At 67.9% G+C, this 26,896-nt stretch carries 18 protein-coding genes; 9 read left to right on the forward strand and 9 right to left on the reverse strand.

From position 1 onward, the window contains the following. Nucleotides 1-74: 74 nt before the first annotated feature. Genes J3U95_RS03395 through J3U95_RS03415 form a run of 5 tightly spaced genes read right to left on the reverse strand, consistent with a single transcriptional unit; the run spans nt 75 to nt 9,112 of the window. On the reverse strand, nt 75-1,319 hold the full coding sequence (locus J3U95_RS03395) for a DUF2264 domain-containing protein (RefSeq protein WP_208277255.1): 1,245 nt from the start codon (nt 1,317-1,319) through the stop codon (nt 75-77). Between the two features lie 32 nt (nt 1,320-1,351). Beyond that, nucleotides 1,352-3,712, reverse strand: coding sequence for a beta-galactosidase (locus tag J3U95_RS03400; RefSeq protein ID WP_208277256.1), 2,361 nt, complete (start codon nt 3,710-3,712; stop codon nt 1,352-1,354). Continuing rightward, nucleotides 3,709-4,878, reverse strand: coding sequence for a glycoside hydrolase family 88/105 protein (locus tag J3U95_RS03405; protein ID WP_229519611.1), 1,170 nt, complete (start codon nt 4,876-4,878; stop codon nt 3,709-3,711). The genes J3U95_RS03400 and J3U95_RS03405 overlap by 4 nt, the downstream gene beginning before the upstream one ends. 8 nt (nt 4,879-4,886) lie before the next feature. Continuing rightward, nucleotides 4,887-6,215 (reverse strand): BNR repeat-containing protein, encoded by a 1,329-nt coding sequence (locus tag J3U95_RS03410; RefSeq protein WP_229519612.1) that lies wholly within the window; start codon nt 6,213-6,215, stop codon nt 4,887-4,889. 5 nt (nt 6,216-6,220) lie between these two features. Continuing rightward, entirely contained in the window at nt 6,221-9,112 is a 2,892-nt protein-coding gene (locus J3U95_RS03415; protein WP_208277259.1) for a TonB-dependent receptor, read from the reverse strand. Nucleotides 9,113-9,415: 303 nt separating this feature from the next. Between J3U95_RS03415 and J3U95_RS03420 the strand changes: the two genes are divergently transcribed. Together J3U95_RS03420 and J3U95_RS03425 are read left to right on the forward strand one after the other, a co-directional pair. Further along, a complete protein-coding gene (locus tag J3U95_RS03420) occupies nt 9,416-10,429 on the forward strand; it encodes a LacI family DNA-binding transcriptional regulator (RefSeq protein WP_208277260.1) in 1,014 nt (337 codons plus the stop codon). Nucleotides 10,430-10,433: 4 nt separating this feature from the next. Further along, the gene (locus tag J3U95_RS03425) at nt 10,434-11,813 is read left to right on the forward strand and encodes an MFS transporter (RefSeq protein ID WP_208277261.1); all 1,380 of its coding nucleotides are present in this window, start codon (nt 10,434-10,436) and stop codon (nt 11,811-11,813) included. Here the strand turns inward: J3U95_RS03425 and J3U95_RS03430 are convergent, their stop codons facing one another. Continuing rightward, nucleotides 11,814-15,008 carry a patatin-like phospholipase family protein gene (locus tag J3U95_RS03430; protein WP_208277262.1) on the reverse strand — a complete coding sequence of 1,065 codons (3,195 nt, stop codon included), beginning with the start codon at nt 15,006-15,008 and terminating at the stop codon, nt 11,814-11,816. 105 nt (nt 15,009-15,113) lie between these two features. After that, nucleotides 15,114-15,845, reverse strand: a complete 732-nt coding sequence (locus J3U95_RS03435) for a PhaM family polyhydroxyalkanoate granule multifunctional regulatory protein (RefSeq protein WP_208277263.1) — start codon at nt 15,843-15,845, stop codon at nt 15,114-15,116. A 218-nt stretch (nt 15,846-16,063) separates the two neighbouring features. Between J3U95_RS03435 and J3U95_RS03440 the strand changes: the two genes are divergently transcribed. Further along, nucleotides 16,064-17,605: a GMC oxidoreductase gene (locus tag J3U95_RS03440; protein ID WP_208277264.1), complete on the forward strand. Its 1,542-nt coding sequence runs from the start codon at nt 16,064-16,066 to the stop codon at nt 17,603-17,605. 5 nt (nt 17,606-17,610) lie between these two features. Here the strand turns inward: J3U95_RS03440 and J3U95_RS03445 are convergent, their stop codons facing one another. Then, entirely contained in the window at nt 17,611-18,270 is a 660-nt protein-coding gene (locus J3U95_RS03445; RefSeq protein ID WP_208277265.1) for a TetR/AcrR family transcriptional regulator, read from the reverse strand. 146 nt (nt 18,271-18,416) lie between these two features. Here J3U95_RS03445 and J3U95_RS03450 point away from each other — a divergent pair, with 146 nt between their 5' ends. The 6 genes from J3U95_RS03450 to J3U95_RS03475 all read left to right on the forward strand — a co-directional run bounded on the left by J3U95_RS03450 (nt 18,417) and on the right by J3U95_RS03475 (nt 26,272). Beyond that, the gene (locus J3U95_RS03450; protein ID WP_208277266.1) at nt 18,417-19,157 is read left to right on the forward strand and encodes an SDR family NAD(P)-dependent oxidoreductase; all 741 of its coding nucleotides are present in this window, start codon (nt 18,417-18,419) and stop codon (nt 19,155-19,157) included. A gap of 63 nt (nt 19,158-19,220) precedes the next feature. Continuing rightward, on the forward strand, nt 19,221-20,354 hold the full coding sequence (locus J3U95_RS03455) for a DUF3108 domain-containing protein (RefSeq protein ID WP_208277267.1): 1,134 nt from the start codon (nt 19,221-19,223) through the stop codon (nt 20,352-20,354). A gap of 1 nt (nt 20,355) precedes the next feature. Continuing rightward, on the forward strand, nt 20,356-21,126 hold the full coding sequence (locus tag J3U95_RS03460) for a DUF3108 domain-containing protein (protein WP_208277268.1): 771 nt from the start codon (nt 20,356-20,358) through the stop codon (nt 21,124-21,126). A gap of 198 nt (nt 21,127-21,324) precedes the next feature. Further along, nucleotides 21,325-22,701, forward strand: a complete 1,377-nt coding sequence (locus tag J3U95_RS03465; protein WP_208277269.1) for a hypothetical protein — start codon at nt 21,325-21,327, stop codon at nt 22,699-22,701. Then, nucleotides 22,698-23,441, forward strand: coding sequence for a hypothetical protein (locus J3U95_RS03470; RefSeq protein ID WP_208277270.1), 744 nt, complete (start codon nt 22,698-22,700; stop codon nt 23,439-23,441). Before J3U95_RS03465 ends, J3U95_RS03470 begins: the two co-directional genes overlap by 4 nt. 8 nt (nt 23,442-23,449) lie before the next feature. After that, on the forward strand, nt 23,450-26,272 hold the full coding sequence (locus J3U95_RS03475) for an ATP-binding protein (protein WP_208277271.1): 2,823 nt from the start codon (nt 23,450-23,452) through the stop codon (nt 26,270-26,272). Nucleotides 26,273-26,324: 52 nt separating this feature from the next. Here the strand turns inward: J3U95_RS03475 and J3U95_RS03480 are convergent, their stop codons facing one another. Further along, complete coding sequence (locus J3U95_RS03480; protein WP_229519613.1) at nt 26,325-26,879, reverse strand: CcdC protein domain-containing protein; 555 nt, start codon at nt 26,877-26,879, stop codon at nt 26,325-26,327. Nucleotides 26,880-26,896: the final 17 nt, after the last annotated feature.

Genomic DNA, 26,896 nt, shown 5'->3' on the forward strand with positions numbered 1-26,896 from the left:
ATGTTATCCGCCGAAGCCGCCAGCCGGTCAAGCGCTTCGCCATCTGCCATCGGCGGGAGGCGAAGCGCCGCGTCTCAATAATCGACCGGGTAGTCCTTGCGGAACCTGGCGCCGCTGAACGCCTTCTTCTGCGTCCAGTCCTGGGCCGGAGAGGTCCAGTAGGAATCGTCGGCCGGCAGGCCCAGCGCCAGGAAGCTGGCCGAGGCGATGTACATGCTGCCGTTGTTGGAATACCAGTCGCCCAGCTCCGGCTGGTGGCCGGCGAAGCCGATGGTGAGGTAGCCGTCGTCGGTGAAGTTGCCGGGAGCGGTGTACAAGGCCTGGTGCACCGCCTGCAGCGCCGCGCGCACCTGGCCTTCGGGGAGGTTCGGCGGCAGCTGCTTGCGCCAGGCCAGCAGGGCCAGCGGCTGGAAAGCGGCGCTGCGGTAGGTCAGCGAGCGGCCGATCGGCGGGAAGGTTCCTTGCGGCGAGATGAAGCGCTCCAGGTGCTCGCTGTAGCGCTGGACGCGCTTGAGGGCCTGGGCGCGCAGCTCGGCCGGCTTGCCGTTCCAGAACGGTGCGTTATGGCGTTCGAGCACTTCGAGGATCTCGAGCAGCATGGGGTACATCACGAAGGAGCTGTAGTAGTCGAAGTGGAAGGATTCGCCATCCTTGATCCAGCCGTCGCCCACATACCATTCGTTGATCTTGCGGATCGCGACGTTGGTGCGCAGCGGGTCGGCTTCTTCGCCGACCGACAGCAGCCAGGCTTCGTTCATCGCCGCGAACAGCAGCCAGTTGATGTAGGGCGGCTCGATCCGGCGCAGTCCCTTGATCTCGGCGACGATGCGTTTCTTGGTGGTCGTGTCGAGCGGCTCCCACAAGGCTTTCGGCGCGCGCATCAGCGCATTGGTGAAGTAGGCGGAATCGACCAGCGCCTGGCCGTGGCCGCGCCAGGTCAGGTAGTCGGGACTTTTCGGATCGACCGAGTGCACATAGCTCTGCAGCGCCTGCTGGCGCAGGCGCGCGCGAATCCTGCCTTCCGGGCTGGCGTCGTCCGGCAGCGCCAGCCAGGGGGCGACGCCGGCGATCAGGCGGCCGAAGCATTCCAGGTAGGCGACGTTCTTGTCGCGCCCATCCCAGGTCGGACTGACCTCCAGCGCGAAACGCTTTTTGAGTTCGCCGCGCGCCATGGTCGACAGCACCGGCTCGGCCATCTTTTGCAGCAGGCCGGCCATGTAGGCGCGGTCGCTCCCCGTGGTGGCCGCGCTCGCCCGCATGGACAGGCCCCCAAGCGCGGCGCCCGCCGCCAGGCTGCCGATGAAATCTCTTCTCTGCATTGCGTCTCCTTGTCGTTATGTGAATCGCCGCGTCAGGGCTCGCCGGCCAGCCGTTCGCCGGCATAGGCGCGATACCTGCGGATGCGGCCCGTAACGTCGTCCTTGCCCTGGCGCGGTACGTAGCGCAGGCCGGCCACCTCGACATCCTTGCCGAGGTCGATCACCAGGCGATGCGGGTGCGCCGTGCCGGCGCCCGGGCCGCTGTAGGCCGTGTGCCAGTAGTCGCTGTTCTGGCCATTGATCGCATTGAGGGCGCCGCCATCTTCCTTGTGCGCTTCTTCGCTGTCGACCCAGGCGATGGTCCAGGCGGATTGCTCGATCGTCTTGCCGTTCTTGTCCAATAGGGCCAGCTCGGCCACCGCGGCGTAGGGCTTGCCGTCGAAGGCGTCGAGCGACTCCAGGCAGAACTGGCGCGCGCGCAAGGGCGCGGCGAAGCGCACGTCCTGGGTCGCGGAGCCGGGCGCGAACACGCCTTCGTGCGCGGGCTGAACGCCATCGAGCTGCAGCCTGACGGTGCTGGGTGGGCGCTCGAGATCGCGCTCGCGGTGCAACTGGTCGAGGATCGGTTTGGCCAGGCCCACGATGCGCGCCTCGCGCGGGCCGGTCAGGTCGAGCACGACCACTTCGTTGCGGCCGCGCCGGATCCACGGCCCCGGCAGGTACATGGTCTGGGTCGGTCCGATGCTCCAGTAGCGGCCCAGGCAGCGGCCGTTGATCCAGACGATGCCCTGGCCCCAGCCCGACATGTCGAGGAAGGTATCGTGGGTGGCACTCGTGTCGAAGCTGCCGCGCCAGAAAGCCGCGTCCTTGCTGCGGCCGCGCTTGAACGCCAGCGGCGGCAGCACGCCTTCGGCATCGAAGTCGATGGCGCGGATCTCCCAGTTCTCCAGCGCCTGGGCCTCGCCGCTGTTCGGCGTGAACGTGACCGGGCCGTGCATGCCCTTGCGGTCGTGGATCTCGACCCCGAAGTTCACGCGCGCGATCGTGTACAGCACGATCTCGACGACAGCCGGCTTGCTGCGCGCGGGGATCGACACCTTGAAGCGGCGATGGCGCGTGTCCATCGTGCCCACCGGCTTGCCGTCGACCCGCACCCAGGCCAGGTCGCGCACCCTGGCCGCCGCCAGCACGCCGGCCGGGCCGGCCGGCAAGGTGACGCGGTAGGCGACGATGCCGCGGCTGATGTCGTATTCCTCGATCGGGCGCGGCGACGCGTCGCGGATCGTGCGCGCCGGCAGACTGGCTTTCAATGGCGCGGTCTCGTGCAGCGCGAAGGCGGGGATCGTCATCACCGGCATCTGCGCCGGCGGCTGCGGCAAGGTTTCGCCGGCGGCCAGGAAGGGCGTCATCGCGGCGCGGTAGGCCTCGAACTTGGCGCCGATCCAGCCGGCCTCGCTGATCGGGGCGTCGTAGTCGTAGCTGGTGGTGTCGGGCCGGAACGGACGGTCGCAGCCGCCCCACAGGCCGAAGGTGGTGCCGCCGTGCGCCATGTAGAGGCTGAACGAGCCGTTCGCCGCCAGCATCGTCCTGACGTCGGCCACGGCGTTCTCGACGCCGCCGCGGCGGTGCGGCGCGCCCCAGGTGTCGAACCAGCCGGAATAGTATTCGCCGCACATCAGCGGTCCCTGCTGCACCTCGGCCAGCGCCTTGAAGCCGGCCTCGGGATTGCTGCCGAAGTTCGCCACCGAATACAGCTCGGGGATGTGGGTCTTGGCCACCGCATTGGTCGGGTTGCATTGGAATAGCGGGACGTCGAAGCCGGCGTCCAGCACGGCCTGGCGCAGCGCGCGCATATAGTCCAGGTCTTCGCCATAGAAACCGTATTCGTTCTCGACCTGCACCATCAGGATCGGGCCGCCCCGCGTCACCTGCTGCGGCCCGAGCACGCGGCCGACCTCGCGCAGCCAGCGCCGCGACGGCGCCAGGAAGGCCTCGCTGGTGGAGCGCAGGAAGGCGTCACCCGGCTGCTTGAGCAGCCACCATGGCAGGCCGCCCATCTCCCATTCGGCGCAGGCGTACGGGCCGGGGCGCAGGATCACCCACAGGCCTTCCTGCTGCGCCAGCCGGCAGAACTCGGCGGCATCGCGCTGGCCGGCCCAGTCAAATTTCCCTTCGCGCCACTCGTGGTAATTCCAGAACAGGTAGGCGCAGACGCTGTTCAGGCCCATCGCCTTGATGGTCTTCAGGCGGTGGGTCCAGTACTCACGCGGCACGCGCGAAAAATGCATCTCGCCGCAGCGGATCTGCAGCGGCTTGCCGTCCAGCAGAAAGTCATTGCGGCCGATCGCGAAGCGGTGTGAGGCCGCGGCGTGGACCTGGGCCGGCAACAGCGCCAGCGCGGAGGTGGCGGCGGCGCCCTGCAGCAGGCGCCGGCGCGGCAGTTTTGGCGTCATCGCTTATCTCCCACCTTATCTCCCGCGCTATCGACCAGGCTTGCCATCTCGCTCGCCGCCAGCAGGAAGGCGCCGACGCCGAAGGGGGCGGTCGAGTCCTGGTTCACGACCTGGCCGGGGATCGCGCGCTCGCCGATCGGCTGCACGTAGCCGACCCGGCCATCGGCCTGCAGCGCGACCCGGCTCAGGAAGCGCCAACCGTGCAGGGCGGTCGGCGCATACGCGGCGCGGTCGAGGTAGCCGTTGTTGATGCCCCAGGCGTAGGCATAGGTGAAGAACGCGGTGCCGCTGCTTTCCGGGCCCGGCGCATGGCCCGGGTCGAGCAGGCTGCGGGTCCAGTAGCCATCGTCCTGCTGCAGCGGCTTGAGGGCCGCCGCCATGCGGCGGAAGCGCTCGGTCAGCAGGGGCCGGCTCGGATTGTCCTGCGGCAGGTCGGCCAGCGTTTTCGCCAGGGCGGCGAACACCCAGCCGTCGCCGCGCGCCCAGAAGTCCTTGCCGCCGTTGGCCGACTTGTGCTTGGGGTAGATGTACTTGGCGTCGCGGTAGTACAGGCCCGCGTCCGGGTCGTACATCAGCTGGTCGGCATACGTGAAGTACTCGTGCAGCTTGTCGAGGTAGCGCTGCTCGCGCGTGGCCTTGTACAGTTTCGTCATCGCGGGCATCACCATATAGATGCCGTCGGCCCACCACCAGTAATCGCGGTTGGGGGTGCTCATCTGGTATTCCATGACCTCGCGTGCACGCGCGATGCGGCGCGGGTCCTTGCGGCCATCGAGTTCGTACAGGTCGACATAGGTCTGGAAGCAGGTCTGCCAGTCTCCGAACAGGACATATTCCTGGGTCTCGCCATAGCTGTACTTCCATTCGGCCCGCTTGTCCGAGTCCGCGCCGCGCCAGCGGTTATGCTCGGCCCAGGCGGTCGAGTAAGCGCGGTAAGCTTCGTTGCGGGTGAGCGCATAGGCTGCCATATTGCCGGTGTGGTAGGCGGCGACGTCCCAGAATGCCCATTGCTGCGGGGCGTGGTTGCGTTGCCAGTAATCGTTGGCGCGGGTCAGGTCGGCCAGGACGTCGGCCCGTGTAGGCGCTTGACCACCAGTGCTGGCGCAGCCGCCGGAGAGGGTGACCAGCGTGGCCAGGGCAAGCTTGAGGTAGAGTCGTCTCGTCATGTCGTCTTTCATTGAATGTGGGTGTCGCTTGCGGGTCGCCACTGCAAGACCTGCACGGTGGATGGCGGCACGTCGGCCAGCCCTTCGCCATCGACTTGCCGCACCGCCTGCAGGTACAGGTGCAGTTCTCCCTGGCGCCGCCACAACTCGGTGTCGTAGCTCGGTTCCCAGGCGCCGACGCTGCTTTCCGTCAGGTCGTGCACCGACCAGCGCGGCGCGTCGAAGCCGGCAATGCGCACCACCGACACGCGCTCGCCGCGCTCGCTGTCGCGAAACACGAGGACGCCGGATGGGTTGGCGCCGTGCTGGTCGATCAGCAGCTGCGGGCGCGCGATCGGGATCGCCTTGGTGCCCATGCCGGCGAGCGAGAAGGCGGTCTGGCGAAAGTCCAGGTCGAGCCGGCGCCAGCCTTCGTCGCGCCGGTACAGCACGCGGTACTGGGGCACGGCGCTGTCCTTCGTCCTCCAGTAGCTGGCGATATAGGGCCGGCCCTGGGCGTCAAAGGCCATCGAGGTCTGGTTGATCAAGTCGCTGTTCTGCGGGATGCGCGCCGCATACTCGGCGCTGGCGGCGCTGATCGGTAACTGGTAGGGCTTGCCGTTGCTGTCTTCCCAGCTCGCGCCGCCGTCGCGCGAGCGCGCATAGGCCATGTCGTGGTTGCTGGCGACGTCGGGCGATTCGCGCCAGACCCAGGACAGGTGGATGACCCCGAGGCCATCCACGCCGGCCTGCCAGTAGGCGTTGCGTCGGCCCTCGCCGCTGATCAGGTTGTCGGCCACGCGGCGCCAGCCCGTGGCCGGATGGTAGCGGTTGGCGACCAGGTTGCCGCGTCCCGAACCGCCGTCGCGGTACAGGAACAGCAGGCCGCCGTCGGGCATGCGGAAGAACTCCGGATAGGACAGCGACGCTTCGTCGCGCCCCAGCATCGGCGCCTTTCGCAGTTCGAGGCTGCCGGGGGAAACGCCACGAGCGTAGTTCAGCGCGTTGTTGTGCTGGTCCCAGGCCATGTGCAGCACGCCTTCGCCATCGACCATGATGCTGATCGCATTGTGGGCGTCGCGCACATTGCCGTGCCAGTCAGTCTGCCGCAGTTCCCAGGTGTCGCCGCCGAGGCGGCGCTTGCCCAGCACGACCTGGCCGGCGCCGTCGTAGTAGGCGATGTACTGGTGCGCGCCGTCGCTCGCCAGGGCGTTCTTGCGAAACACCACGGCGTTGACCGAGTTGCCGGCCCAGCCGGGGCCGACGTCGACGATGCTGGCTCCGGGCTTGCTGGCGCAGCCGTGCAGCACCACGGCGCCAGCAACGAGCCCGACGCAGCGGGCGAGAAAGCCGGTCATCCGCATCACAGCTTGCCGCGGATGCCGATCTTGAACGTGCGCCCGTCGTACTTCGCGTAGTCCATCCGCGTGTGCTTGCCGCTGCCGTACTGGCCGGTGGCGTCCTCGAAGTAGTCGTAGTTCAGGGTGTCGGTCAGGTTCAGCGCATCCAGGCGCAGCTCCAGGTTCTCGGACAGCTTGTAGCTGATGGTGCCGTCCAGGTAGCCGCGCGCGGCGCGCCAGCGTATCAGGTCGTCGCCGTTATTCCGCGGATTGTCGCCATGCAGCGAGCGGTCCTTGTAGTTGTAGGACAGGCGCATCGCCAGCGGGCCGCGCTCGTAATAGGCGGTGACGCTGTAGGCATATTTCGGCACCGAGTTGACCTCGATCTCCTTGCCCGCGTTGGTGATCCAGCGCATGCTGTTGAAGGGATCGATGTGGGTATAGCTGGCCAGCGCGCCGAAGCCCTTGAACGGGTCGGGCAGGAAGGTGAAGTCCTGCTGGTAGGCCAGCTCGTAGCCCTTGAGCGTCTGTTCGCCGGCGTTGCTGTAAGTGCGCAGCACCATCGGCAGGTTCGGATCGACCCGGCCGCTGCTGTCCTGGAAGATCGCCCCGAGCGCGGTGTCGGGCAGGCCGAGCGCGCCGAAGGTGGTGTTGGTGGTAGTCGACACCGTGGCGTCGGTCAGCTTCTTCTTGAAATACGCGGCCGACAGCAGGCTGCCCGGCTTGAAATACCATTCCAGGCTGGTGTCGAAGTTCTTCGACTGCTGCGGCCGCAGGTTCGGGTTGCCGGCGGTCGCGGTATTGTCGAAGGCGTTCGGGATCACGGTCTGGGCCGCGATGATCGACAGCGAGGCGCGGCTGATGGTCTTGCCCCAGGAGGTGCGGAAGATCAGCTCGTCGTTCAGGTCCCAGGCCGCGCTGACGGCCGGCAGCACATTGGTGTACTTGCCCTGTTCGCTGTTCGGCTGGTAGGTGTTGCCGCTGCCGCTGCGCTTGAAGTTGTCGATGTCGAGCTTCGTCTGCGACCAGCGCACGCCGGCGTTCAGGCGCAGCTCGCGTCCCAGCACGTCGCCCTTGAAATCGGACTGGACGAAGCCGGTGCTGACCTTCTCGGCCGCGCCGAAGCTCTGCGCCGGCGTGAACGCCTCGCTCGTGTTGAAGGCGACCGGGTCGTAGGTCGAGAACGCATAGTCGCGGGTGAAGGTGCCGAAGCGGTTCGGCCAGCCGGCGCCCATGTCCAGGTCGGGGATCGGCAGGACCGAGACCATATTGGCGCGCACGCTGGCGTCGCCCAGGCCGACCATCTTCGCCTTCATGGCGGCGCCGGCATTGCGTTTTTCGACGTCCTTGCTGGTGTCGACGTAGACCAGGCCAGTCTTGAGGCGCCCGGTCCAGCCGCCAAACAGGTCGTAGTCGTAGTCCACCACCAGGCGCGCCTGGCGGCCCTTGTCGCGCTCGCGGGTCCAGCCGGTGGTGACGTCGAAGCCGCTGAAATTGGCCGGGTCGGTGTAGTCGACCGGCGAGGACATCGATGGATAGACGTGATCTAGGCCGTAGTCGATCGTCGTGTCGACGCCGAAGATCTGGCCCGACAGGGTGTCCGAATAGCTGGTGGCCTTGCTGTTGTTGGCGCTCACCTGGCCGGTAATCACCAGCCCCGGGCGCGCCTCCCAGCGGCCGTTGAGCGCCAGGTAGCCGAACTCGGTCTTGTCTTCGCCATAGGTCACGCCGCTGCTGTACGAGGTATTGCCGAAGGTGCCGGTCAGGAGGTTCGAGCCGGGATCGATCTTGACGTCGATCGGCACCAGGCCATTGTGGCCGTTGGTTCCCGGCGGCGCGTTGCGGTTGGTGGTGCGGGTGTTGCGGATCAGGAGGCCGTAATACAGCTCGTCGCGGCTGTTCTCCAGGCGCGAATACAGGCCGTCCAGACTCAGGTTCAGGCCGCCCTGCTTGAACTGCAGGGAGCTCACCAGGCCGTCGCGGCTGCGCCGGTTCTGCGAGCCGTAGTAGCGGTAGATGCGCGGCAGCAGGGCGTTGTCGATCTGTTCGCGCGAGTAGCCCGAGAGGTTGGCGCGCGGGTCGTCGTAGTCGAGGGCGAGGGCGAAGTTGCCCATCACGGGATTGCGGCTGCCGTTGGCCGAGCTGTTGTAGCCGCCGGTGGCTTCGAAGCCGGAGCGGTTGTTGACCGCCTTCGAATGCGCCACGCCGGCCAGGAAGCCCCACGCACCCCAGGTGTTCGAATACAGCGCGAAGCCGGTCGGATCGGCCTCCTTGGCGCTGGTGTTGTAGGCGCCGGAGACCGCGTAGCGGATGGTGCGCTTGGGACTGTCGAACGGGCGCGGGGTCTGCAGGTCGACGATGCCGCCCATGCCGCCCTCGGTCAGTTCGGCCAGTGGCGATTTGTAGAAGTCGACCCGGCCGAACAGTTCGGACGCGAAGACGTCGTAGTTGAAACCGCGCGCGGCGCTGCCGATGGTGCTGGTCGATGTCGTGTTGACCGGCGCGCCGTTCAGGGTCGTCACCGAATACTCGGTGGGCAGGCCGCGGATCGAGATGCGCTGGCCTTCGCCCGAGCTGTCGTCGCGGTTCAGGATCACGCCGGGAACGCGCTGCAGCGACTCGGCCACGTTCGCCTCGGGGAATTTGCCGATGTCCTCGGCGACGATCGAATCGCGCACGCCGATCGCCTGCTGCTTGAGGTTCAGCGCCTTCTGCAGGCTGGAACGAAAGCCCGTGACGACCACGGTGGTGGGCGCGGCCGTGCTGTCGGCGGCTGGTGGTTCCGCGGTAGCGTCCGCGGTCGCGGTGTCGGGCGGGGAGGGGGGAACGGTGGGCGCCTGCTGGGCCAGCGCGGGTGTCATGTATGCGGCGGCCAAAGCCAGCGGCAGCGCCGCGGCCAAAATCTTCTTCTGCATAGTGTCTCCTGACCGCGAACTTCGAGGTTCGCTTGTAATGTCGGGCCGCTGTGCTCGGCACGTGCGGCTGAAGATGAAGCACCGGTCGCCGACCATCGCTGCTTATATGACAACCGTATGGTTACGTTACCATGTGCATCGTAAATACTCAACAATGGTGATGCACAGGCCGTGCCTGCAGGATAAGCGCCTGATTTTGCAGAAAAAACTCTGGAATCGGCCGAGCTCGACGTGGTATCGTAACCACAGGTTAGTGCTGAGTTACTGCAAACACTCAACAACATGATCGATTGAAGGAGACAGATGGCCAAAGCCAGCAAACTGAGCGAGGTCGCCCGCCTGGCCGGCGTCGCGCCGATCACCGCCTCGCGCGCGATCCGCGGCACCGGCTATGTGTCGGAGGCGGCGCGCGAGCGCATCATGGCGGCCGCGGCCCAGCTGAACTACACGCCGGACATGCTGGCGCGCCGCATGCGCGGCGACAAGAGCAAGCTGATCGGCGTGTTCATGAACAACTACGGCCCGGTGGTGCTGCACGAGCTGGTGCGCGCCATCGGCGAGCAGGCGAGAAAGCGCGACTACGACCTGCTGCTGTTCAATGCCGACCGCTTCGACAGCCCGGACCGGATGACCACCTGCGCCACGCTCAGCAAGCTGTGCGACGGCCTGCTGCTCCTGATGCCAACCGCCGACGACCGCTTCCTCGATGCGGTCGAGCGCCAGCAGCTCAATTGCGCGCTGGTGTTCTTCGATGCGCGCCAGCTGGCGCTGCCGACCATCGTGCTGGAAAACCGCATCGGCGCGCGGCGCGCGGTCGAGCACCTGATCGGCCTGGGGCACCGCCGCATCGCCTTCATCGCCGGCACCAAGCGCACCGGCCAGAGCGCCGAGCGCGAACGCGGTTATGCCGAAGCGCTGGCGGCGGCCGGCATCGCCGTCGACCCGGACCTGGTGGTGGACGGCGCCTTCAACCAGCCTGGCGGCTTCGCCGCTACATGCCGCCTGCTCGAGCTGGCGGCGCCGCCCACCGCCATCTTCGCCGCCAACGACGAGATGGCCTTTGGCGCCTTCGACGCCATCGCCAGCCGCGGCCTGAAAGTGCCGGCCGACGTCTCGGTGGTCGGCTTCGACGACATCTCGACCGCCAGCCACGTGTTCCCGCGCCTGACCACGATGCACCAGCCCTACGAGGCGCTGGCCGAGCGCGCGGTGGAGGAGGTGGTCGAGATGATCGAAGGCCGCCCGCCGGCCGCCGCCCGCATCGCCTTCGCCACCGAGCTGGTGGTGCGCGACTCGACCGGCCCGGCGCCGGCCTAGCGCCGTGAGGCCGCGCGCCGTCCTCGATCAGGCAAGGTGGCAGGCGGGCACGCTGCGCTATGGCGCCTGGGGCTTGTGCGTGCTGGTCGGCTGGCTGCTGGTCGGCGCCCTCGGGATCGCGGTGCGCGAGCGCTGGGCCGGCCCGATCGGGCTGGTCGTGCTGCGCAACCACGGCGCCTCGGACACCGCCGTCGCCATGCTGTTGTCGACCGTGCCGGCGCTCATCAGCCTGCTGGTGGTGCCGGCGATCGGGCTGAGGTCGGACCGCAGCCGCAGCCGCTGGGGACGGCGCCGTCCTTACCTGGTAGTCAGTGCGCCGCTGGCCGCCGCCGCCATGTTGTGCGTGGCCCTGGCGCCGGCGTTCGCGGCCGGCGCGCACGCGCTGCTGGGCGCCTGGTCGCCGGGCCTCTCCGCGCTCGAACTGGGCTTGTTCTGCCTGTTCTGGACCGTGTTCGACGCCGCCGCCATGACCACCATGGCGCTGTTCGCCGGGCTGGTGGCCGACGTCATTCCCTTCGGGCTGGCCGGCCGCTTCTATGCCGCGGTGCGCGTCGTCGGCCTGGGCGTGGCGATCGGCTTCAACATGACCCTGTTCGCCCTGAGCGAAGCCTGGCTGGCCGAGATCCTGGTGGCCATCGCCCTGATCTTCGGCCTGACGATACCGCTGATGTGCCTGATGGTGCGCGAGGGGGACTATCCGCCGCCGGCGCCAGCCGCGCATGACGACGCGGCGGCTGCAGGCGGGCGGCTGGCGCTGGCGCGCACGCAGCTGCGCCTGTGCTGCGCCCAGCGCCGCTACCTGTGGATCTTCGGCGCCTTCATGCTGGCCGCCGTCACCTTCGTCCCCTTCAATACTTTTTCGCTGCACTATGCGCTCGACCTGGGCTTGTCGAAGGTGGAGCTGGGCGAGCTGACCGCGCTGGCCTATGCGGTGTCGATCGCCAGCGCCTTCGTCATCGGCTGGCTGGTCGACCGGCGCGGCGCGGTGCGCGTGGCCGCCGCCATGATGGCGCTGTACTTCGCGATCGCGCTGGGCGGCTGGCTGCTGGTCGACGGCGCCGCCAGTTTCCGCCCGTTCTACGTGGCCCACGTGATCTGCTCCGGCGCCTATTTCACCGCGGCGGCGGCGATGCCGCTGGCGCTGTTCCCGCGCGAGGAGTTCGTGCGCTACAACGCGAGCAAGGACATCCTGGTCGCTTTCGCCAACATCCTGGTGGCCAGCTGCATCGGGCCCCTGCTCGACCATTCGGGCCACGATTACCGGCTGACGCTGGGCAGCGCGGTGCTGTTCTCGCTGCTGGCGCTGGCCTGCCTGGGACGCTTGCTGGCGGCGCACACGGTACCTTCACGCGCGCCGTTGCCGGAACCGACATCGGCGGGCTGACTATTCCGGAGCGCGGCTGCGCGCGCCCGGCCCATGCCGCTGCAGCAGTTGCGCGCACAGTGCCTCGATGTCCTGTTCGCCATTCGCGCCCACGGTGGCGCGCGCCGCCTCGCGCAGCGCGCAATCGACGATGTGGTCGCCCAGCGCGCGGTAGCTCTCGAACTGGGCTTCGTCGAACCACTGGTCGGCGATGCTTTCGTGCGGGTAGTCGGGATGGAGCTTGCGGTAGTTGAGCAGGTCGGCGTTCTCGCTGCCGACGATGGCCGGTTTCACGTACAGGAGCACGCCGTCGGCCGCGCCGCGGTCGGCCTGGCTGTAGCGGATGCTGCCGGCCGCGCAGCTTGCGCCGCACATGCCCCTGTCGCCTTCGGCCGCCAGGCGCGAGACATCGAGGTCGATCCGCACGTGCAGGTCGGTGCCGCAGCGCCGGATCGCATTGCCCAGGTCTTCGAAGGCGAGATAGCGGTCGCTGCCGACGTCGACCGCGATCACCAGCCGGCAGCGGCGCCGCACCAGCTCGTAGATGCCGAGGTTGTCGAAGTGGCCGCCGTCGGTCAGGTGGACATAGGCGGCGTCGGAGTCGAGCTGGCCGAACAGCTCGGACAAGAGGCTGAACAGGCCGATCGGCGGCGAGGCGCTGGTCCAGGCGCGGCGCGCGGGGTTCGGGCACCAGCGTCCCAGGCGCACGTTGAACATCGTCATCAGGAAGTTCAGCGGCGGCGACGAGTGCGCGCCCATGTTCGGGCTGGCCGCGGCGCCGGACAAGGCCACCGCCATCCCGAGCCGCACGCCGGCGTCGTCGTCCAGGCCGACCCCGGAGCGCGAGGCATACCCGTCGGTCGGCCGGTAGCAGCCCGATGGCGCGCCCGCGCCGCCGGGGACCGCGCTGGCCTGCTCGTAACCGCACCAGCGCGGCGTGAACGCGAACGAGGCGGTGCGCCGCGTCTGCCAGGCCAGCTCGGCGCCGCTGACCAGGTTCAGCGCGGTGTTCACGATCGGGTAGGGCCGGCCGTAGCGCAGCTCGGCCAGCAGCATGTCGTCGTTGGGATCGAAGCCGGTGAAGGGATGCGGCTGGCGCGCGCGGTTGCTGGCGCCGAACCAGGCCCGCACCACACGGTTGCGGTACAGCATATAGAGGGAAAACTTGTTGATGTCGACCCGCCAGCCGAGCAGCAGGGCGGCGCCCAGGAAGGCGCCGAAGGCCAGCAGCAGGGTCGTGCCGCCCGTGGCGAGGGTGGCGTCGGCATGGGCGCGCAGCACGCAGGTCAGCTCGGCCTTCGGGCAGGCAGCGTCCGGCAGCGCCACCGTGGCCTGCACCAGGCTGCTCAGGAGGGCGAAGATCCCGACCGTGAACACATAGGGCGCCAGCCGCGCGACCAGTTCGAGCTTCGGGTCCGGGGCGCCGCGCGCGCCGGTCGACATGCTGCTGCCGGCCTTGAGCCCGAAGGCGGTCATCGCCAGCCAGCCGAGCAGGGTGCCCAGGTTCGACCAGGGTTCGTAGGTGAGCCAGGCCCAGTGCAGCAACGGAGGGATGTAAAAGCACGTGGCGTAGACGGTCAGCCACAGGAGGGCGAAGATCGCGGTCCAGGCGCCCTGGCGGCTCCACCACTCGCGGCTGGCGTCGCTGTACAGGCGGCCGACCAGGCCGATCATCAGGGTCATGGTGGCGGCGAACAGCGCCATCATCAGCGGCATGCCGAAGGTGGCGAGGGCGATCGCGTCGTTCAGCACGCGCTGGCCGGCGGGATCGGGCAGCACCGCCATCCCGCCCAGCAGCAGCAGGGTGCCGAGGGTGAGCGCGCCCATCGCGCACAGGAAGTGCGACAGGCCTTCGCCCAGCTCGGCGCGGGAGAGGTCGCGCAGCGGCGGGTCGGCGTGCAGCCGCGTGTAGATGGCCAGCCAGCCGGCCAGCACCAGCAGCACGCCCACCGTCCAGCACAGCAGCAGCGACAGCCGGGCGGCATCGACCCGCAGCAGCGCCAGGATCCCGGGGGCGAAGGCGCGGCCGGCTTCCAGCAGCACCAGCAGCACGGCCGCCGCACCTGCGGCGCACACGGTATAGCCGCTGCGGCGGTAGGGACTGGAGCGGTCGTGGGCCAGGTACCAGCCGCAGGCCCAGACGATGAAATACACCAGGCCCGGGGCCAGCAGCCAGTGCCAGCGGCCCTCGAGCTGGGTGGGCAGGAAGCTCGATGGCGCCGCGCCGCCGTGGCGCCACAGGCCCAGGCTGCCGAGGAAGCCCGCCAGCAGCAGGGGCAGGTTGATGCACCACAGGACCGCGCCCTGCGACAGCGGAAAGCGGCGCATCCCGCGCGAGCTTTCGGGCTTGCTCGAAATCGACAGCGCGATGCAGAACACGGCGAACAGGAACAGCAGCACGCCGAGGATCCAGGCGATGTCGGCCAGATGCGTCCATGGCCCGCCCGGCGCGACCACGCGGTGCACGGCCCAGACGGCGAAGCGCGGCAGCAGCAGCAGGGCGCACATCCAGGCCACCAGCATGGCCAGGTTGAGGCCCGTGTTGCGCACATAGGTGCCGACCAGGGTCCAGGTGTCGGCGCTGAACATGCCGCCCTGCGGCGACAGGTAGTTGCTGTACTGGCGCAGGAAACGCAGCTCGGGCGCCTCGACGCTGCCGGCCTGCGGCGCGAGCATGGCTTCCACCTTGGCGATGTCGCCGCCGTTGGCATGCAGGCATCTGGACAGCCAGCCGCCGACGAAGCCGCCGCCGGACACGGTGGACAGGTAGTCGATGTGGCGCAGCAGGCCGCAGCGCGCCAGCGCCTGCAAGGCGCCCAGGCTGAAGGTGGCGCTGCGCACGCCGCCGCCGGACAGGGCCAGGCCGGCCAGCATGCCGCCATGGGCGCGCTGCAACAGGCGCTCGCGGTCGGGCGGCAGGGCGGCTTCGAGCGCGGCGTAGCCCTCTTGCGTGGTCTCGGGGCGCAGCATGTCGAGTTCGTCCCGCAACACCTCGCCGAACAGGTGGCCGGCGGCGGCGTCGAGGCAGCGCAGCAGCGCCGCGTCGATCTTGTCCGACGGGGGCAAAGCGTGGCGCTTGCGCAGCAGGGCGAAGGCGTCCCGCAGCTCGGCGACGGTGCGCGCGCCGGGCGGCGGATCGCAGCCGGCGGCGGCGAGCTTGCGCCGCAGGTCGTCGACCTGCGAGGGCGTCAGGTGGGTCAGGTCGCTCGGCAACATGGCGCTCGCTCCGGCTGGACGGGGAAGCGGCCGGGCCGGGCAGGCCGGGCCGCCGCGTCAGTTCAGCACGGTTTGGGGGCGAGCGCCACCGTCTGGATCAAGCGTTCAGGCCTTGTCGGTCTTGCCGCGCGCGCCGCGCCGGCCGGGGGCCGGATTGCCGTTGCCATTCTGGGCGCTGGCGGATTGGCCTGCGGCGGATGGCTTGCCGGCGGCAGCGGCGCCGGCTGCGGGGTGGTCGCCGCCATCGGACGGCGCGCCGCCGGCCTTGTCGGGATGGGCGCTGTCCGGCGGCATGGCGCTGGCCACGGCCTGGCGGAACTGGTCCTGCAAGAGATTCCACCAGGCGACGGCGGCCGGCATGGCCGCGCCCGATGCCTCGGCGCCCGGTGGCGGAACCGGGGTGTCGGGCGCCGCCGCGGATGGCGCCGGCGGCGGTGGCGCGGCGCTGTCGGCGGGCCTGGCGGCGGCGGGCGCGGCGGCCTGCGCGGCCTGGGTGAAGAATTGCGCGAACGGCGCCATGGCGGCGTCGCTGGCGGCGCCGGTCTGGCTCATGGCCTGGGCCATGCTGTCGCCCATCGCCTTGAGCGTGGCCAGGGTGCCGCGCTGGATTTCCAGCGCCTGGATCGAGCCGCGCAGCATGCCCAGGTTGAGGTTGAGCCAGGACTCGACCGCCTTCAGGTCGGCGATCTTCTTGTCCAGGTCTTCCACCGACAGGCCGGCGCCCGGCATGTGCATGCCGCCCATGCCTGGCATGGCGCCGGGGATGTTCATGCCGCCCCACAGGTTCTTGACGAATTCGAGCGTGTCGGTCATTCCTGGCATGGGCTGATTCAGCATGGTTGGTCTCCAGTGGTTGTGCGGCAAGCGTAGCAGATTACGCACGGATGGGCCATGCGGGGCGCGGACCTGGAAGACGTCTCGTTTGCGCTGGACCCAAGACAGCTTGAACTGTCAGGAATATTGTCTATTTAGCAAATGTCATCTCTACGTTAGGATGGAAAAGTTGCGCTGCACAAAATTGAAAATTGGCAATTTAACCTTTCGTGGTGAATCCGATGCTCATCGATGGCCGGCAGCTGGCACCAGACACGACACTCCAGGCCGATATCTGCATCGTCGGCACCGGCATGGGAGCGATTTCCGCGGCCCATCCCCTGGTGCGCGCCGGCCACGACGTGCTGTTCGTCGAAACCGGGCCGATGACGGCGTCGCGCCACGATCCGCCTTCGGTGCGTATCGAAAGTGTCGGCCGTCCCTTCGGCATTTCGACCAGCCGCGGACTGGAGGTGGGCGGCGGCACCGCTTTCTGGCATGGCGTGTGCGCGCCGCTCGACGACGAGGATTTTCTCGCGCGCCCCTGGATCGCCCACAGCGGCTGGGCCATCACGCGCGCCGATCTCGACCCCTGGTATGCGGTGGCGCTGGACTTCCTGTGCGGCGGCCAGGACCTGCCGCAGGACACTGCCGGCCACCACGGCGGCATGGCGCTCAGTATGAGCAATATGCTGGCTTCCAAGGCTTACCGCTACCGCTCGCCGCCGTTCCGGGGCAAGCCTGTCTTGCGCGAATGGTGCCGCAACGGCAAGGCGCGCTGCGTGTGCAACAGCACCGCGCTGCAGCTGCGGCAACGGCATGGAGGCACGCAGGGAATGGCAGGAAGCGTGGTCGTGGGCAGCGGCGCGCAGCGCTTCGAAGTGCGCGCCAACCGCTTCGTGATCGCGGCGGGCGCGCTAGAGACGCCACGCCTCCTTCTGAATTCGCTCGGCCCGCATGGCATGGCGCAGCCGCCATCCTGGTGGCTCGGGCGCAACCTGATCGACCATCCCGCCGGCTACCTGTCGCAAGTCACGTTCCGCCAGCCGCTTGCGGCCAAGCCGAAGGCGCGCGCCAGGACGGTCAAGGACGACATCCAGGTCTTCCCGGGGCTCATGCTCAGCAGCGAATTCCAGCAGGCGCACCGCCTGCCCAACCACGCCGTGTTCATCCGCAAGGGCATCAACCGGCGCCCGGTGCCGAACAAGGCGGTGATGTCCTTCCTCGGCGTGCGCGGTCCGCGCGACATCGGCCTGTCGCACGTGGCGTCCCTGGTGCGCCATCCCTACATCCTGTGGCGCATCGCGCACCAGAAGCTGCCGCTGGGCCTGCGCTCGCACCATGGCGACCTGTTCTTCATGACGGAACAGCTGCCGAACCCGGACAGCCAGGTCAGCCTGTCCGGGCACGAGCGTGACCGCTACGGCATGCCGATCGCCCGTGTGCACTGGCAGCTGAGCAAGCAGGACCTCGAGATGTTCACGCAGTACCACGAGCTGCTGATGGCCGGCTTTCGCCGGCATGGCGAGGTGAGCGGCTGCCGGGCCGACCCGATGACGGGTTGGCGCGATACCTGCGCCTCCGCCGCCCACCACCTCGGTACGGCGCGCATGGCGACGACGCTGCGACACGGCGTCGTCGACCCCGACCTGAAGGTATTCGGTTTCGAGAATGTGTGGGTGAGCGACGGCTCGGTGTTCCCGACCGCCGGCAGCGTCAATCCTTCGCTGACTATTTGCGCGCTGGGCCATCGGCTCGGCAGCCATTTGAACTCGCTGCGTTGACCGTCCTAGCCTTCGACCAGGGCGTCCCAGCTGCGCATGGCCACCTTCACCGCCGCCTCCAGTTCGGCGCGGCTGGCGCCGTCGCGCGCGTGGAGCGACATCCCGTTCTGGACGATCTGCACGAAGCGGGCGAGTGCGTCCAGGTCGACCGACACCGGGATCTCACCATCCGCGGCGCCCTGCTCGAGGCGTTTCCTGACGACCGCTCGCGGCGCGGCGCGCGCGGCGCGTGTCTGCTCGCACAGTTCCTGGTGGCCCGCGGCGCCGATCACCGACAGGGTCGCCATGCAGCCGAGGGGGACGTCTTCGACGCCGCCGGTCAGGAAGGCGGCGGAATCCATCAGCCATGCCTGGACCGCGTCGCGCGCGGTCGGGGCGTCGAGGAAGTTCTTCCAGCCCCAGGCATAGGTGGCGCCGTAATGGTTCAGGGCCTCGACGAACAAGGCCTCCTTGGAGCCGAAGGCTGCGTACAGGCTCGGTGAGGCGATGCCCATCGCGGCGGTGAGGTCGGTGAGCGACGTGGCTTCATAACCCTTTTGCCAGAACAGGCGCATGGCCTTTGACAAGGCGGCCTCGCGGTCGAAGGCGCGTGGCCGGCCGCGGGCGCGCGTCGCCGGCGCCGGGGAGGCCGCTTCGTCGTGGAGAGGTTGGTCGGGCGTTTGCATTGCGCACAGTATATGTCCGGCTGCGGGTCGGGACAACGCCGCACGCCGTTTCACAATATATGTGTCGATCACTAAAAAAATCAATTGACAGCGCGCCGACGGAGGATCTACCATTTCTGTATCGATCAACACAGAAAAGGAATATCATGAACAACTTGCAAGGAAAACGCGCCATCGTGACCGGCGCGTCGCGCGGCATCGGCGCCGCGATCGCCATCGAACTGGCGCAGCAGGGCGCCGACGTGGCGATCACCTACGAGCGTTCGGCCGAGCGGGCCCAGGAAGTCGTGCGCACCATCGAAGGCCACGGCCGCAAGGCGGTCGCGATCCAGGCCGACAGCGCCGACCCGGCGGCGATCCGGCGCGCGGTCGACGCGGCGGCCCAGGCTTTGGGCGGCCTGGACATCCTGGTCAATAACGCCGCGATCGCCCGCTATGCGCCGATCGCCGACATCGCCGTGGACGATATCGACGCCCTGCTGGACGTGAACGTGCGCGGTCCGATCCTGGCGGCGCAGGCGGCCATCCCGCACCTGGGTCAGGGCGGGCGCATCGTCAACATCGGCTCGGCCGGCGCCGACCGCATCGTCGGCGAGGGGGCCACCGTGTATTTCCTGACCAAGGCCGCGCTCAAGACCTTCACCAGCGGCCTGGCGCGCGAACTGGGTGCGCGCGACATCACCGTCAACCTGGTGCAGCCGGGTTCGACCGACACCGAGATGAATCCGGCCAATGGCGACTTCGCCGAATTCCAGAAGTCGCTGATTCCGCTGGGACGCTTCGGCGAGCCGCGCGACGTGGCGGCGGCGGTGGCGTTCCTGGCCAGCCCGGCGGCGCGCCAGATCACCGGCGCCGTGCTCACCGTCGACGGCGGGGCGATCACCTGAGGTTGCTGAAGGAAGATCCAGGCGCCGTGCAGCGCGGGCCTTGCCCGCGCTACACTAGCGGATATGCAATCCGCACCACTTTTACTTCCGCGTCGCCGCCGGCTGCTGCCGGTCGCGCTGGTCGTATTGCTGCACTGGATCGTGCTGAGCGTGCTGCTCGACGTCAACCTGGAGTTGCCGCGCCAGGGCCATGGCGAAGGCGGGGCGGCGACGATCCTGGCGCAAGTCTTGCCGGCCGCCGTGCCGCCGCCACCGCCGCCGCCCGCGCCCCTGCCGGTGCCGGAGGCGGCGCCGCTGCCCTTGCCCGTGATTGCGCCGGTCGAATTCGGAATACCGGCCCAGGCGGGCGGCATTACCGTCGGGATGGAACCCGGCGCGGCCGATGGCGTCGCCGGGGGAAGCGGCCTGGAGCCGGCGCCTGCCGTGCCGGCGCCGCCACCCGCTGCGCCGGCGCCAGCGCCAGCCGCAGAAGCGCCGGCGCCCGCCGAGCCGGCCGCCCCAGCCGCTCCCGAGATGCGCCGCTACAAGGTCGACATGCCGCCCCCGGCTTCGATCACGCTGGACGTCGCCCGCACCGACAAGGACGGCACCGAATGGTCGGGAGAGGCCTTGTTGGCGTGGCAACTGAACGACGACACCTACAAGATCCAGGTCGAGGCCGGCATTCGGGTGGTATTTACGCGGGTCAACCTGGTGGTCTTGCACAGCGAGGGCGCGGTGGCGGCAAGCGGCTTTGCGCCGATCAAGATGACGGAAAAGCGGCGCGGCCGTTCGCTCACCGCCACCCATTTCAACTGGGGCGAGAACAAGGTGACCTTCTCGGCGTCGCAGGCGGCCTATCCGCTGGTGCCCGGCGCCCAGGACAAGGCCAGCGTGCCGCTGCAGCTGTCGGCGATCGCGCGCGGCGACCCCAAGCAACTCAGCGGCGATATCGACATCTTTGTCGGCGAAGACCGCGACGCCGCCGTTTACCGGTTCAATGTGGTGGGGCAGGAAGAGATCGATACCAGGCTTGGCAAGCTGCAAACCTGGCACCTGACGCGCCCGCCTCAGCCCGGCTCCTACAAGTCGACACTCGACATCTGGCTGGCCCCGCAACACGGCTGGTATCCAGTGCGGATTCGCAATACGGAGGCCAATGGAGCAGTAACCACGCAAACAGTGAATAATATCGTCTTGAACCATTCAGGATTTTGATATGCTTCTAAACAACATTCGAAAGGCCGGCGTCGCATGCACGCTGGCACTCGCCCTGGGCAGCACTGCCGCCCAGGCCGCCAATCCGTCGGCTGCGGCGCATCCCGCCGTCAAGCGCGCCTTCGAATTGCCGCCATCGGCCGACCTGCAGTATGACCTGAGCGCGCGCCAGCGCGGCCTGTCGCTCAAGGGCGACGCCACCGTCACATGGCGCGCCGGCGACGGTAAATACGACCTGCACGTCGAATCGCGCGTGGCCATCCTGGGCACCCTGCTCGACAACCGCAGCCAGGGCGCCATCGACGAGTTCGGCCTGGCGCCGGTGGAATTTTCCGAAAAGCGGCTGCGCAAGGACCCGACTTCGATCACCTTCGACCGTGGCGAAAAAGTCATGAGTTTCTCGGAAGGCGACAAGACCTATCCGCTCAAGGGCGGCGAGCAGGACCGGGTATCGATCACCTGGCAGCTAGCGGCCGTCGCGCGCGCCGCAGGCGACAAGTTCAAGCCGGGCTCGGAATGGCCGTTCTTCGTGGCCGGCCGCACCAGCGCCGAAGCCTGGACTTTCAAGGTGGTCAAGCGCGAGAAGGTGAAGACCGGGCTGGGCCAGGTCGATGCGGTGCTGGTCAGCCGCGAGGCCCTGCCGGACAGCCGCGACCAGAACATCGAGGTGTGGCTGGCGCCGGAGCACGAATGGTATCCGGTCAAGATCCGTTTCACGGAAGGCGACAAGGAAACCATCGAACAGACGCTGAAGAGTATTGCTAAACCATAAGTCACATCTGTGTCTTCCCCGCAATTGTCGGCCCCCGGTCGGGGCCGGCAATCGCTGATTGGGCAGTCCAGCCTGTTATACTGACGCCCCCGCGACGCCGGTCGGGCCTGTCAATACGTTCATGTAGATATTGTCAACATTGTCAATATTGCGCATGCCAGGCCCGTCTCGACCGCGCACGAGAGACTGGTAACAACGATGATCGATCCCCTTGCCGGCGCGGCCCTCGCTGCCGACTCCCCGGCCTTAGCGCCGGAACTTGATCCGCTGCAGGCACACTTCCAGGAAGGCGTCGCTCCCGACGAAATCGAGCAAGTCTTCCACCTCAAGCGTGCCCAGCCGATGCTGTCGGCCTTCACGGCCCTGTTCCACGGCACCCAGGACGGCGTGCTGGTGCGCCTGCTCGTCCTGCGCGAACTGGCCGGTGACACCGCCACTTCGGCGTTCTCGCGCGCCGACATCAACCAGAAGCTGGCCTACCTGATTCCCGAGAGCCTGGAGACGGTGCTCAACCGCCTGCGCGGCCACGGCCTGCTCGCTTGGGATGCCCCGGCCGCGGTGTACCGCATCACGCCGCTGGCGCGCAACGTCCTGTCGGCGCTCGAGACCCTGCTGGCGCTGGGTAAACCAGAAGACGACGACGCCGAGATGGGCTTCCTGCTGTCGCAGGTGGCCGGCGCCCAGGCGGTCGGCGGCGTGACCGTCGACCAGCTGAAGCACCTGCTGGGCCGCCTGATCGAGCTGACCGAGGAATTCCGCGACGCGATCGCCTCCGGCTCCGAGTTTCGCCTCCGCACCTCGCAGGCCAAGTGGCATATGGCCTGCGACTGGGTGGAGAAGGGCTCGGTCATCCTGCGCGCCATCACCTCGGACGAGCGCGCCGACAGCGCCACCCATCGCGCGGCCCAGGCCATCGGCCGGGCCCAGAGCGCGCTGCTCAATATGCAGGGCATGTTCTCGCGCGCGCTGAACCAGATCGAGCGCCAGCGCGTGCACCTGGGCCAGTCCGGCCTGTCGACCACCGACGTCAAGCGTTGGCTGCTGGCCCATGACGACCTGGCGAGCCTGGCCTCGGATGCGATCGACCGCCCGGTGACGCCGCTGTTCGCCACCCCGGCCGAGATGATCGACGTGGCCGAGACCGAGCTGCTGGCCGAGCGCGTGATCTCGACCGGCCCGAAAGGCCTGCCGAGCGGCCAGGATGCGCCGCTGACGATCAACGACAACCCGGCCATGATGGTCGAGCTGAACGACTGGATCAACAAGCTGGCCGACTTCGCCAACCTGGGCAACTTCCCGGAATTTTCGGATGTCGGTCCCAAGAAGGTCCAGCTGCACGAATCCCTGCTGCCGGCCAGCTTCGCCGTCGCGTCCTACCGCGCCTCGCTGCTGCCGCTGCTGGGCGACGCGGCCGAGGCCAGCCTGCAGGGCGCGACCGCCGACCTGGCGCGCCTGCCGCTCGCCTTCGAGGCCCAGGACCAGATGATCGAACTCGACGACCCCGAAGTGGCGGCCATGTCGATCGCGACCCTCTCCCTCAATCTAGATCACCCTTCGGACGGCACGCCCAAATGAATGACGATGCACAAATCCTGATCGCGCGCCTGCTGACGCACCAGACCCTGCGCCGCGACGACAAGATGGTCAAGCGCGCGCTGTCGGACGACCAGTTCCGCGCCGAAGTCGACAAGCGCCTGCTCGAATCGGGCCTCAAACTGCTCGACAACGTGTATGCCGACCATGTGACCGTGGCCCTGCACCGCAACGTCGAGCCGAAGATCTTCGGCGCCAAGGACATCTGGCAGAACAATAACTTCGGCCTGACCCGCGACGGCGTGGCCCTGCTGGTGGTCCTGTGGGCCCAGATCATCCTGCCCAAGCGCGAGCGCCAGGAAACCCACACCACGGTGGACGACGACCAGAACGATATGTTCGAGAAGGAGACGCCGATCCCGCGCGCCGAAGACGCCTCGATCGGCATCTCGTACACCGCGCTGCTGTCGGACTTCGGCGACAAGCTCGGCAAGAAGACCCGCATGGACATGAACCTGGGCGTGCTGTCGAAGCTGGGCTTCATCGAACGGCGCGGCGACGTGATCCTGGAAGGTCCGCTGCTGGACCTGATGATGGACACCGACGTGCTCAAGGAGCGCATCATCAACGGCGCGCTGTCCGAAGTCTTCAAGCGCGCGCCGCTGGCCGCCGCTCCGCGCAAGGTGGCCGTCGACGCCGAAGCCGCCAACGATGCGGTGGCGGCCGAGCAGCTCGAGCCTACCGCTCATGTAGCCGATGACGCAACCGATACCCCGAACTGAGATAGCCGATGTTCCACATTAAATCACTCGAACTGGTCCACTGGGATTACTGGCAGCGGATCAAGAACATCCCGCTGGACGCCAAGATCATTACGATCGCCGGCCAGAACGGCTCGGGCAAGACCACGCTGCTCGACGCGATGCGCACCCTGTTCGGCCTCGATTGCTCGATGGGCCGGACGTACAAGCACTATGCGCGCCACTCGGGCCAGCAAAGCGCCTGGCTGCGCGCCGTGGTCGACAACAAGCCGATCGGACGCCAGCTGTCGAACCGGCCGTTCCGCCATTCGGGCTTCTTCTCGGACGACGAGGTGACCCTGTTCTGCCAGGTGCAGAAGAACGGCGGCGACTGGAAGCGCCAGTACCTGATGCGACCCGGTAACGTCGAGATCGAGGAAGTGACCGAAGCCACCGACTGGCTGGGCGTCGAGAACTATCGCAAGCGCCTGGCCTCGGCCGGCCTGTCGCCGGCGATGTCGAAGGTGCTGGCGCTGGAGCAGGGCGAGACCGACAAACTGTGCGAATACGCGCCGCGCCAGTTGCTGGACCTGGTGTTCCAGGTCTTCGGCGACAAGGAAGTGCTGGACGCCTACGACGAAGCCAAGCGCCACCAGCGCGACACCGAGGTCGAGCTGAAACGCTTCGAGACCGAACTCGAGACCTCGCGCACCAACCTCGAGGGCCTGCGCCTGCGCGTGGCCAACCACCACCAGTGGTCCGACCTGAACAAGGAAAAGCGCGAGCTGCACGAAGAAGTGCTGCCGGCGCTGCAATACCACGAGGCGCGCGAAAAGGCGGCCAACAACAGCCGCATGCTGCGCGAGGCGAAGAAGCCGCTGGTGCAGGCCGACGGCCAGCTGGCCGAGAAGCGCAGCCAACTGGCGGCGCAGCAGCGCGCGCTCACCGAGGCGCAGAAGCAGGAAACCGCGCTGGAACAGGAAGGCGGCGAACTGGCCAAGCGCCTGTCCGAGGTGAACACGCGCCTCAAACCCCTGGAAAGCCTGCTCGAGCAGCGCGACCGCCTGCAGAAGCTGGCGGCGGACGCCGGCGCCGACATCGCCGAAGTGGCCAAGCAGCTCGAAGAAAAGGAAGCCGAGCTGGCGCGCCAGAAGAGCGCTCGTGAAGCGGTGTCCAGCAAGATCGCGGGCGAGATGGCGACCATCTCCGCGCTGCAGGGCAAGACCTCGATGCCGGAGCCGGAAGCGCAGCGCCTGATGCGCCGCGCGCTGCGCGACGAGGGCATCGCCCACGCCATGCTGTCGGACATCGTCGAGGTGACCGATCCGAAATGGCAGGGCGCGGTTGAGGGTGTGCTGGGCGGCTACGCCTCGGTGGTGCTGCTGGAGAATGCGAAAGATGCGCCGGCGGCCTACCGCCTGGCCGAGAAGGAACGCTATCGCCACTTCATCGTGCCGGATTGCGTCAACGCGCCGGTGGTGAAGGACGACAGCCTGCTGTCCGTCGTGCGCTTCTCGAGCAAGGCGCCGGGCTGGCTGATCGACCAGCTGGAACGCATCGAACGCGTCGACTCGGTCGACGAAGGCTTCAAGAGCCGTTCGGACGAATGGATCACGCCGGACGCCTACCACCGCGAACGCCGCGGTGGCCGCTCGCTGTTCGTCGAGGCTTCGCGCTACCGCTTCGGCGCCGCGGGCAAGACCCAGCGCCTGGAGGCAATCCAGAAACTGATGCCGGCGCTGGAAAAACGCGAAGACGAGCTGACCCTCGCGATCTCGAAGCTGGCCGCCGAAGTGGGCGGCCTGAAGGCGCGTATCGCCGGCGTCGACGCCGCCAAGGAGCTGTCGGCGCGCCAGGAAGAATTCGAGGAAGCCGCGCGCGCGATTGCGCCGCTCAAGACCGAGCGTCTGGAAGTCGGCGCGCGCCTGGGCGAGCTGCAGACCCTGAGCAAGAACGCCACGGTGGCGCGCACCCGCGCCGACACCGTGTGGCAGAACGCGCGCATGGCCTTGTCGGAAGCCGAAGCCGGCATGCGCCTGAATCATCGCCGCCAGATCGAGCAGCGCAGCGAGCACGCCAGGGCGCTGCTGGAGCTGCGCCGGGGCTGGCGCGCGGTGCCTGTCACCTGGAAGAACCCCAACTGGCGCGGTGACCTGGTGGCCAAGCACCAGAACGCGCACCAGGTCAACCTGCGCCTCGGCTCGCTGGAGCACTCGCTGGCGCGCGAGGACTGGGAACTGGACCCGACCGTCATCGACCAATATGCGCGCCTGCACGAGCAGCTCGAAGCCCGCCAGAGCGAGACCGAAGAGCGCCGCTACCAGAACAACCGCGCGATCGAAGCCACCGGCAATGCGCGCGGGGCCTATATCGAGCGCCTGCGCTACACGATCAAGACCTATACCAAGAACATCCGCGAACTGGGTTCGCTGGCCGGCATCGACGTCCAGGCCGACCCGGTGCGGCTGGAGAACGACGACGTGCAGCTGGCGCAGGCCGGCCTGCACGTGCGCTTCAAGTTCGACGGCAAGGACCAGATCGGGATGAACGACGGCGAAGCCTCGGGCGGCCAGCAGGTGATGAAGTCGCTGGTCTTGCTGATCGGCCTGTTGAAATCGGAAGAAGGCTCGGGCGGCTTCGTGTTCATCGACGAACCGTTCGCGCACCTGGATATCCGGAATATCCAGCTGGTCGGCGAGTTCCTGAAGAACACCGATGCCCAGTACCTGATGACGACGCCGCTGACGCACAACACCGACGTCTACGATCCTTCGGAACTCACGCTCATCACGAGCAAGAAGAAGAAGGACATGCAGTGGGCGCAGCCGATCTTCGTGCTGCAGCGAAGGAAGGACGAGGCGAAGGCCGCATAAACAAGAAAGGGGCCATCGGCCCCTTTCTTGTTGCATCGTCCTTGTCGGATCATCACACCTGATCGATCGCCTTGCGCACCTTGCGCCGCCAGCGCAGCAGCGCCGCCGAGTAGTAGCCGAAGTAACCGGCCGTGATCCCCACGCACAGCATGGTGAGCGGGCTGTCGGTCAGGCGCGGCGTGGGAATGCCCTTGCCCTGGTTGGCATACACCTCGATGCCGATGTACAGCAGGCGCGCCACCAGGATCATCGCCATCACCAGCCCCAGGCGCGCGGGCGGCGTGAAGAAATAACCCTGCGGGGTTTCCTCGAACCGGGTCAGTTTCAGTCCCCAGACCGCATAGCCGATGCCGCCGCCGGCGCCGACCAGCAGCGCCGCCAGGTTGTAGGGCGTGTCGAACAGCTGCGCCAGCGGCACCAGGATCATCGCGCCGAATACCAGCACGCCGGTGTAGTGGCGCGAGACGATCGAGCGCTGGCGCTGCATTTGCGTCTTGATGCGGCTGTAGATGCGCCACACCAGCAGCGGGGTCAGGACGAGCAGGGCCAGGGTGGTGATCGAGAATTCCATGTGCGGCGAGAAGGCTGTGTTCAGGAAAAACCGCATTGTAGCCCACTGCCGGC

It is taken from the genome of Massilia oculi, from assembly GCF_017582745.1.
GTDB lineage: Bacteria > Pseudomonadota > Gammaproteobacteria > Burkholderiales > Burkholderiaceae_D > Telluria > Telluria oculi_A.